Below are 5,868 nucleotides of genomic sequence, written 5' to 3'. Positions count from 1 at the left end.
CCAGCAGGCCCCGCCGACCCCGCCCCGCCCGCAACGCCAGCGCCCGAGCGCCGCGCACCGGCCGTGGCTGGACATCGACGGTCAGCGCTACCCACTGCTCAGCGCCATCACCGTGCTCGGCCGCGACGACTCCGCCGACGTGGTGCTCGACGACCCCGGCATCTCCCGCCAGCACAGCGAGATCCGGGTGACCAGCGACGGCCCGCACCTGCTGACCAGCATCCGCGACCTCGACTCGACCAACGGCACCTTCGTCAACGGCGAGCGCGTCCGCTCCCAGCGCTTGTCCGACGGCGACCGGGTCACCGTCGGCCGCACCGCCCTCACGTTCCGCCTCGGTGGCCGCCGATGAGGAGGGCCCCCTGCCACCCGGCCTCAGATACTTCTCCGGGGCCCCGGCATGAGTGAGCTCACCGTCACGGTCATCCGCCTCGGCCTGCTCGCCCTGCTGTGGGCGTTCGTGTTCAGCGTGGTGGGGGTGCTCCGCGGCGACCTCTACGGCACCCGCGTGGTCTCCCGCAGCACCAAACAGTCCCGGGCCCAGGAGACGCCTCGTCCCGCGAAGCCGCCCCGCGCCATCCGTCGCGGACCGACCAACATCACCGTGATCGAGGGATCGCTGCGGGGCACCACGCTGCCGCTGACGGACGCGGGCCTGTTGATCGGGCGCAACCCCGAGTGCACCCTTGTCCTCGGTGACGACTTCGCCTCGGGCCGGCACGTGCGCATCTACCGGCGCGACGACGGCTGGTATGCCGACGACCTCGGCTCCACCAACGGCACCTGGCTCGGCAACCAGCGCATCGGGGAGGGCGCCCGCCTCGACGTGGGCTCGCGCCTGCGGATCGGGCGGACCGTCATCGAGCTGCGGAAGTAGCCCGGGATGCCTATCGCGCTGCGCTACGCGGCTCGCTCAGACCTCGGCCTCGGCAGCAAGAGCCGCAACGAGGACTCCGGTTACGCCGGGCCCGACCTGCTGATCCTCGCGGACGGCATGGGCGGGCACGCGGCCGGAGACGTCGCCAGCTCCCTCGTGGTCGGCGAGCTGGTCCACCTCGACGGCGAGAACCACGGCGCCGACGACGTCCTCGAGCAGCTTGGCAAGGCGGTCCGCCGTGCGAACCGGCGGTTACGCGACGCGATGGAGGACTCGCCCGAGCTCGACGGGATGGGCACCACGCTGATCGCGATGCTGCGCAGCGGCAACAAGCTGGCGCTGGCCAACATCGGCGACTCCCGGGCCTACCTGTTGCGCGACGGTGTCTTCACCCAGATCACCCGCGACCACTCCTTCGTGCAGAGCCTGCTCGACGAGGGCCGGATCACACCGGACGAGGCCCTGCACCACCCTCAGCGCTCGCTGGTCACCCGGGTGATGACCGGCCGCGCGGACGACGACCCGGACCTGTCGCTGCGCGAGGCCCGCCCCGGTGACCGCTACCTGCTGTGCTCCGACGGTCTGTCCGACTTCGTCTCCAGCGAGATCATCGAGGAGATCTTCGGGGGCGACGGCACCCCGGGCGAGATCGCCGACCGGCTGATCCAGGTGGCGCTGCGCGCGAGCGCGCGCGACAACGTCACCTGCGTGGTCGCAGAGGTGGTCCCGAGCAGCCAGAGCGGCACCCCCACCACGGCCGAGGTGGTCGGGGCGGCCGCCGAGCGGCGCGCCACCACGGTCGTGCCGACCAAGGAGCCGACGCCGGCCGAGAAGGCCCGCGCCCTGTCCCGTCAGGCCAACGCGCCCGACGTGGAGGAGGAGGACGACTTCCCGCCGACCCTCGCCGAGGAGGGCCCGCACTCGGGCCTGGCGCGGTGGGTCCGCTGGATCGCCGCCCTGGTGCTCGCGGTCGTCGTCATCGGCGGCGGCGCCTTCGCGGCATACGGGTGGTCCCAGCAGCAGTACTACGTCGGCGAGCACGACGGCCGGGTGACGATCTACCGCGGAGTGTCCCAGGACCTCGGCCCGGTCTCGCTGTCGTCAGTGGACACGGAGACCGACGTCTTCGTCGCCGACCTGCCCGACTACTACCGCGACCAGGTGGCCGACACGCTCAGCGCCGCCAGCCACGACGACGCCGTCAAGATCGTCGCGCAGCTGCGCGGTGAGTCCGAGCCGTGCCGGGTCTTCGCAGCGACGGGAGGCAGCTGCCACCCATGAGCACAGTGACCTCCATCCCGCCCCGGACCCGGCGCAACGTCGAGCTCGCCCTGCTGCTGCTGGCGATCTGCATCGTGCTGGTCGCCTACGTCAACGTCGGGCTCGCCACCAGCGGCGGCTCGCTGCCGCCGGACCTGCTCACCTACGGCGTGGGTCTGCTGGTCATCACCGGCGCCTTCCACCTCGTGCTGCGATGGCGTGCCTCGTATGCCGATCCGCTCCTCCTGCCGATCGTCACCCTGCTCAACGGCCTCGGCCTGGTGATGATCCACCGGCTGGACATTGCGCACTCGCGCGACATCTCGGAGGGCCTGGCGACCCGGCAGCTGATGTGGAGTGCGCTGTCGGTCATCCTGGCGGCCCTGGTGATCGTGTTCCTGCGTGACCACCGACACCTCGCGCGCTACACGTTCTCCATGATGGCCGCCGGCCTCGTGCTCCTGCTGCTGCCGCTGCTGCCCCTCATCGGCAGTCAGGTCAACGGCTCCAACATCTGGATCCAGATCGGGCCGCTGTCCTTCCAGCCCGGCGAGGTCGCCAAGATCCTGCTCACCATCTTCTTCGCCGGCTACCTCGTGCAGACCCGGGACGCGCTCGCGCTGGTGGGCCGCAGGGTGCTCGGTCTCCCGCTGCCGCGGGCCCGCGACCTCGGCCCGATCCTGATCGCGTGGCTGGCCAGCCTCGGCGTGCTGGTCTTCGAGCGCGACCTCGGGTCGTCGCTGCTGTTCTTCGGCCTGTTCGTCTCGATGCTGTATGTCGCGACCGAGCGCCGCTCCTGGATCGCCATCGGCCTGATCCTCTTCGGCGGCGGCGCCTACCTCGCCTACCTCATGTTCGGCCACGTGCAGGAGCGGGTGCTGCTGTGGCTGCATCCCTTTTCCGACGCCGCGCTCAAGGTCTCCGACCAGCTCGTGCTCGGGCTCGAGGGCATGGGCGCCGGCGGGCTGTTCGGCAGCGGACTCGGCCGCGGGCACCCCGACCTGACCTACTTCGCCGAGAGCGACTTCATCTTCCCGAGCTTCGCCGAGGAGCTCGGTCTGATCGGCGCGATGGCCCTGCTGCTGCTCTACGCCCTGCTGGTCGAGCGCGGCCTGCGGACCGCGATCGGCGCCCGCGACGGCTTCGGCAAGCTGCTCGCGACCGGTCTGTCGTTCTCCGTGGCCCTGCAGTGCTTCGTCGTGGTCGGGGGCGTCACCCGCGTCATCCCGCTCACCGGCCTGACCATGCCGTTCCTGTCCCAAGGAGGGTCTTCCCTGCTCGCCAACTGGACCATCGTCGCCCTGCTGCTGCGCATCAGTGACCAGGCACGTCGTCCCGCGCCGCAGGCCGCCGACCCGGGCGGCCTCGGCCGAGACGACACCCGGGTGGTGAAGACCCGGTGAACGCCCCGATCCGCCGACTGGCCTTCGTCGTGGCCGCGATGTTCTGTGTCCTGCTGCTGTCCACGACCTGGATCCAGTTCGTCCAGGCCAAGGACCTTGCCGACCGGCCCGGCAACCGGCGCACCCTGCTCGCCAGCTATAGCAAGGAGCGCGGCGCCATCCTCGTCGACGGCAAGCCGGTCGCGCAGTCCCTGCCCACCAAGGACCAGCTCAAATGGATCCGGGCCTACCCGCAGGGCAAGGAGTACTCCCACGTGACCGGCTACTACTCCTTCACCTACGGCGCCGGCGGCGGACTGGAGTCGGCAGAGAACGAGCTGCTGTCCGGCCAGTCCGACAAGCTGTTCTACCGACGCATCGTCGACGTGATCACCGGCAAGCCGCCGCAGGGGGCGACGCTCGAGCTCACCATCGACGCCAAGGTGCAGCAGGCCGCCGAGGAAGCCCTGGGCGACCAGCGCGGCGCGGTCGTGGCGCTCGACCCCACCACGGGGGCCATCCTCGCCATGGTCAGCAAGCCGCAGTACGACCCCAACGCCCTGGCCAGCCACAACCTCACCAAGGTGTCCGAGGCGTGGAAGTCGCTGAACGCCGACAAGGGCCGGCCGATGATCAACCGGGCCATCGCGGGCGACCTCTACCCGCCGGGGTCGACGTTCAAGCTCGTCACCGCGGCGGCGGCCCTCAGCTCCGGCAAGTACTCGCCCAGCTCGGTGGTCCCGGGCCCCCGCGAGCTGGACCTGCCCGACACCTCGGCGACGCTGCCCAACTTCGGCCACGAGATCTGCGGGCCGAACGGCAGGACGACGCTGCGGCACGCGCTCGAGATGTCCTGCAACTCCTCCTTCGGCTGGCTCGGTCTCCAGCTGGGTCCCGACGCCCTGCGCAGCCAGGCCGACAAGTTCGGGTTCGGCCAGACGCTGCACGTGCCGATGCGGGTGACGCCGAGCGTGGTCCCCGACGAGCTCAACAAGCCGCAGACGGCCCAGGCGGCGGTCGGCCAGTACGACGTGCGCGTCACCCCCCTGCAGGTCGCCATGGTGACCGCCGGGATCGCCAACGGCGGCACGGTGATGTCGCCCTACCTGGTCAAGGACGTGCGCAGCAGCGACCTGGACGTCATCGACACCGCCCACCCCCAGCAACTCTCCGAAGCGGTGCGGCCGGGCGTGGCCGACCAGCTCACCTCGATGATGGAGGATGTCGTGAACAGCGGCACCGGTCGAAACGCGCAGATCCCGGGCGTGCAGGTGGCAGGCAAGACCGGCACCGCCGAACATGGGGAGGGGCTGGCGGCGCACGTCTGGTTCACCGGGTTCGCCCCGGCGAAGAACCCGAAGATCGCCGTTGCCGTCGTCGTGGAGGACGGTGGGACGCTGCGCAGCGAGGCCACCGGCAGCACAGTGAGCGCACCGATAGCCAAGAAGGTCATGGAAGCAGGGTTGGGACGATGAACGGGGCACCCCGCCTGCTCGGCGGGCGTTACGAGATCGGCGAGCTGATAGGGCGCGGCGGTATGGCGGAGGTGCACCTCGGCCACGACACGCGCCTCGGTCGCAGTGTCGCCGTCAAGGTGCTGCGCGCCGACCTGGCACGCGACACGTCCTTCCTCGCCCGCTTCCGACGCGAGGCGCAGTCGGCGGCCGGGCTCAACCATCCCGCCATCGTCGCGGTCTACGACTCGGGCGAGGAACACACGACCGAGTCCGGCGGCGCCGGCGTCGCGATCCCCTACATCGTCATGGAGTACGTCGAGGGCCGCACCCTGCGCGAGGTGCTCGACGAGTCGGGACCGTTCGCGCCGGACGAGGCGGCACGGGTGACCTCGGGCGTCCTGGAGGCGCTGGAGTACAGCCACGAGAAGGGCATCGTCCACCGCGACATCAAGCCGGCCAACGTCATGCTGACGCCGACCGGCGCCGTCAAGGTGATGGACTTCGGGATCGCCCGCGCCCTCGCCGACACCGCGGCCACGATGACCCAGACCCAGGCGGTCATCGGGACGGCCCGCTACCTCTCGCCGGAGCAGGCGCAGGGAGCCACGGTCGACGCCCGCTCCGATCTCTACTCGACGGGCTGCCTGTTCTTCGAGCTGCTCACCGGGCGCACTCCCTTCATCGGCGAGCCGGTCTCGCTGGTCTACCAGCACATCGGCGAGATGCCGCAGCCCCCGTCCACCTACGAGTCGAGCGTTCCTCCGGCGCTGGACGCCGTAGCGCTGCACGCGCTCGCCAAGGACCGAGAGGAGCGCTACCAGCACGCGGCCGACTTCCGCGCCGACCTGGCCGCTGCCCGCGCCGGCCGCGTGGTGAGCTCGGCGGCCCGCGC

6 protein-coding genes are annotated in these 5,868 nt (G+C 70.9%); all 6 read left to right on the top strand.

The window, feature by feature from the left end; genetic code table 11:
- Nucleotides 1-352, top strand: a 352-nt coding sequence (locus FRW57_RS16040) for an FHA domain-containing protein (protein WP_152186464.1), incomplete at its 5' end; no start/stop codon positions are given.
- Nucleotides 353-400: 48 nt separating this feature from the next.
- Nucleotides 401-877 (top strand): FHA domain-containing protein FhaB/FipA, encoded by a 477-nt coding sequence (locus FRW57_RS16035; protein ID WP_137122838.1) that lies wholly within the window; start codon nucleotides 401-403, stop codon nucleotides 875-877.
- A gap of 6 nt (nucleotides 878-883) precedes the next feature.
- Nucleotides 884-2,158, top strand: a complete 1,275-nt coding sequence (locus FRW57_RS16030; protein WP_137122839.1) for a PP2C family protein-serine/threonine phosphatase — start codon at nucleotides 884-886, stop codon at nucleotides 2,156-2,158.
- Nucleotides 2,155-3,540, top strand: coding sequence for an FtsW/RodA/SpoVE family cell cycle protein (locus FRW57_RS16025; RefSeq protein ID WP_137122840.1), 1,386 nt, complete (start codon nucleotides 2,155-2,157; stop codon nucleotides 3,538-3,540). Before FRW57_RS16030 ends, FRW57_RS16025 begins: the two co-directional genes overlap by 4 nt.
- Complete coding sequence (locus FRW57_RS16020) at nucleotides 3,537-4,994, top strand: peptidoglycan D,D-transpeptidase FtsI family protein (protein ID WP_137122841.1); 1,458 nt, start codon at nucleotides 3,537-3,539, stop codon at nucleotides 4,992-4,994. The genes FRW57_RS16025 and FRW57_RS16020 overlap by 4 nt, the downstream gene beginning before the upstream one ends.
- On the top strand, nucleotides 4,991-5,868 hold an 878-nt coding region (locus tag FRW57_RS16015), incomplete at its 3' end, for a protein kinase domain-containing protein (RefSeq protein WP_152186463.1). The genes FRW57_RS16020 and FRW57_RS16015, both read left to right, overlap by 4 nt.

Origin of the sequence: Segeticoccus rhizosphaerae, from assembly GCF_009192725.1 — a bacterium.
Taxonomy (GTDB): Bacteria; Actinomycetota; Actinomycetes; order Actinomycetales; family Dermatophilaceae; genus Segeticoccus; species Segeticoccus rhizosphaerae.
Note: the sequence above shows the minus strand (reverse complement) of the source record. Positions and strands in the feature narration are given on the sequence as shown.

Coding starts and splice junctions, on each gene's coding strand:
- FRW57_RS16035 (WP_137122838.1), top strand. CDS start 401: ATGAGTGAGCTCACCGTCACGGTCATCCGCCTCGGCCTGCTCGCCCTG.
- FRW57_RS16030 (WP_137122839.1), top strand. CDS start 884: ATGCCTATCGCGCTGCGCTACGCGGCTCGCTCAGACCTCGGCCTCGGC.
- FRW57_RS16025 (WP_137122840.1), top strand. CDS start 2,155: ATGAGCACAGTGACCTCCATCCCGCCCCGGACCCGGCGCAACGTCGAG.